General features: G+C 42.3%; 1 protein-coding gene. It reads right to left on the reverse strand.

Annotation, left to right across the window (positions count from 1 at the left end):
* On the reverse strand, nucleotides 1-3,989 hold a 3,989-nt coding region (locus IEV57_RS19130; RefSeq protein ID WP_229744578.1), incomplete at both ends, for an MBG domain-containing protein.

Raw genomic sequence — 3,989 nt, forward strand, 5'->3', positions numbered from 1 at the left:
TGAACTCTTGCTCCTGTATAGTAGCGAATCTCTGGTACACCCCAGTTATCATTGATACCATCTCCATCTGGTGTGAAGGTATTGTAGATCTCAATCTCTGATACGCGCTCTCTGTTTCTTGTGATTTCAAAGACCTTGTCCAGCGTATTGAAGTCCCTATCTGTTACCCTCACGACAACCTTGAATGTGGTTCTGCCTGCCGCAGGATCTTCACTGCTCCAGTAGAGCACATCGTTGATCACTTTGAAGTATCTATTATCCTCCAAACCATCAAGAAGGCCAAGCCAGTGCATGTTATCCACAGGATCAACTACGGTCAATGATCCTATAGCCAATTCCTGGCTTGTTTTGATACCTTCGAATGTATTATTAGATAATAAAACATCTTGCGGAGCTGGTTTTGGAAGAACCCTAACTCTAATATCTGCTTGCAGCATTCTATCATTTTGCAGATACAATGGAATGATTAATTCTCCTGTAAGCCTATAATCACCACTTCTAAATCTGTTCAATGGGGTCTCGTCCAACTCTACAGCCAACTTTAAGATATTTCCATCAACAGTCATAATTTCTTGCTGTCTCGGGACACTAATATTTGACCCCCAATTGATCTCTATCCAAGATGAAGGGATTACTAGACTGACTTCACCTTGGATAATAATTTTTACCTCAGAACAAGTTTTATTACCTGAGAAATCAGTTGCACAAAGTTTTACCATATATATACCAGGAAATGAGTTATCAACAAATCTCAATACCATGCTTCCGTCAAATCTAGTAATCATCTCAAACAGCCCAGTAAAATCTTCCTCTCCTGCATGCTCTAGCGTCCAAGTCACTGGCTCATCTGCTTCAAATGATCCAACTCCCTGTTCTCCTTCACTAAGCTCAGCTAGAAAACTAAATGAACCTTGATCATCTTCTTCAATCTCAAGATCACTTGTAATCTCTGGAGCGGTATCATCGATCACCTCTATGCTCACTAGCACACATGTCTTGTTACCAGAAGCATCAGTAGCACATAGATTCACTTCATAAATACCCGCAACAGATCCTTCCTTAAAGCTCAGTACTATTGCACCATCAGCATCTACTTCCATCTCAAACAGCACAGTGAAATCTTCATCCCCTACCTGCTCTAGCGTCCAAGTCACTAGCTCATCTGCTTCAAATGATCCAACTTCCTGTTCTCCTTCGCTAAGCTCAGCAAAAACACTAAATGAACCTTCATCATCTTCTTCTATCTCAAGATCACTTGTAATCTCTGGAGCTCTATCATCGATCACCTCTACGCTCACTAGCACACATGTCTTGTTACCAGAAGCATCAGTAGCACATAGATTCACTTCATAAATACCCGAAACAGATCCTTCCTTAAAGCTCAGTACTACTGCACCATCAGCATCTACTTCCATCTCAAACAGCACAGTGAAATCTTCCTCTCCTACCTGCTCTAGCGTCCAAGTCACTGGCTCATCTGCTTCAAATGATCCAACTTCCTGTTCTCCTTCGCTAAGCTCAGCAAAAACACTAAATGAACCTTCATCATCTTCTTCTATCTCAAGATCACTTGTAATCTCTGGAGCTCTATCATCGATCACCTCTACGCTCACTAGCACACATGTCTTGTTACCAGAAGCATCAGTAGCACATAGATTCACTTCATAAATACCCGAAACAGATCCTTCCTTAAAGCTCAGTACTACTGCACCATCAGCATCTACTTCCATCTCAAACAGCACAGTGAAATCTTCATCCCCTACATGCTCTATCGTCCAAGTCACTGGCTCATCTGCTTCAAATGATCCAACTTCCTGTTCTCCTTCACTAAGCTCAGCAAAAACACTAAATAAACCTTGATCATCTTCTTCAATCTCAAGATCACTTGTAATCTCTGGAGCGGTATCATCGATAACCTCTACGCTCGCTAGCACACATGTCTTGTTACCAGAAGCATCAGTAGCACATAGATTCACTTCATAAATACCCGAAACAGATCCTTCCTTAAAGCTCAGTACTATTGCACCATCAGCATCTACTTCCATCTCAAATAGCACAGTGAAATCTTCATCCCCTACCTGCTCTAGCGTCCAAGTCATTGGCTCATCTGCTTCAAAGGATCCAACTTCCTGTTCCCCTTCGCTAAGCTCAGCCATAACAATAAGTGAACCTTCATCATCTTCTTCTATCTCAAGATCACTTGTAATCTCTGGAGCTCTATCATCATCTCCAATTATTTTAAAGATTTCATTGGAAAGCTGAAGCTGATAATTTGGCCCTGCAGTTAAAGTTCCAAGCAAAATGCTAAAACTACCAACAGCTTCTCCATCTTCTCTTTGAAGCATTCCCGTAAAACTATCTCCAATTAATAATTGAGGATCAACTGTAAAAGTCAATACAGGATCCACTTCTCCAAAGGCTTTGCTTTGACCACTGTCGGGAATAACTCGCAATTCTCTTTGTTTGATCAAACCATCTGTACCTGTAATCACTGCCGAAGAACCACCTTGTAAGGCATAATTAACTGCATCAGCACCCGTAAGCATCAAGCCACTAACCGTATAATTTCTTACCCCTGCATCCTTACTATCATAAATACCTGTACCAGTCACAGCTAAAACATCTCCTGACAATGGTATGTCTAAGCTAAATTCAATATCTGGTAACCTGTTATTCCCATCATATACCTTTTCCAAACTACTCGTTAAGCTTGCTGTCAGTGTCTTCGCTTCAACATTCAACATTCCCTGCAAAACAAGCGTATTGCTGAAATTTGGACTGGTAAGTACTCGGTTATCAGCCTTCAAACTATAGGTGCCTACTTTTAAATTATTACTGCTACTAAATACCGGCTGTTCCACTGCAATATCAAATTTTGCACTGCCTGATGCCCCATCAGTTATTGTCACACTTGTGCCAACCAATTGTGCACTAGCTGTCAGGTCCACTACTTGCTGGTCATCCGAACTGTAATAACCTGCCAATGCTACTGCATAATCTGCTCCTTCTCCATATAGCGAACTGGAATTAGCTAACTTCACCAGCAACTGATCAGCTGCTACTATCGTGTAGTCTCCTGATACATAGCTGATCTCATAGTTGATAGAGGTGATGCCCGTCGCTTCCAAGACTCCTGCATAGACTCCTGCAGTTTCTGTACCTGCATTCGTACGGCTGATCGTCAGATTCGTCGTATTCAAAGCTGATTCGTCCTCCCCGAACTTAAAACCACTGTAACTCACCCCTGCATAGCCGTTGGCATCTGCTTGGGTTACGAACTTGCTGTCATCATTCGCTGTGATGGTCAAAGCCGCTCGGGTGATTGTAAAGTCAACGCCTGTCGTAAGGTCGACCTGATAGTTAGCAGCCTTGAATGAACCATTGTCCTTCAATGCCAAAGAACCAAGATCTATCTCATAATTGCCTACACCTTCGCCAGAATCTCTACCTAGTAACCCTTCAAAACTAGGAATCTCACCAATAATAGCACCACTGAATGTATAGGTGAATTCTGGATCAAGAGCACCATAGCTCTTGGATTGCCCATTATCTGGAATGATATTTAGCGTCTTCGGACTGATTACAAAACTTCCATTAAATTCCCCACTATAGATGCCTATCCCCTTGATGGTCACGGTAGCTGTGCCAGCATCTTTATTATCAGTAAAAGTAACTTCATAATCAACTCCCTCAACAAGGGTAACACCTCCATCTTCTAAAACTACATCAGGCTCAATCGACGCTCCTGTATATATCTGCACAGCAATATCAGCAATCACAGCATCTGAAATAGACTTGCCAGTAATTTCACCGTCGGTGACTACGAAGTCCGCAGGAGCAGTATAATTACCTGCATCTGCTCCACTCAAAGTATAAACAACCGTAATCGTCTTGCCTGTACCAACGGTTTCGTCATCATAAGTCGCAACAGCAGTCACCGTCACGTCTTCACCTGTAGCAACTCCACTCAATGCTCCGGCTGTAACATC

Source organism: Belliella aquatica (assembly GCF_014637795.1).
GTDB classification, from domain to species: Bacteria; Bacteroidota; Bacteroidia; order Cytophagales; family Cyclobacteriaceae; genus Belliella; species Belliella aquatica.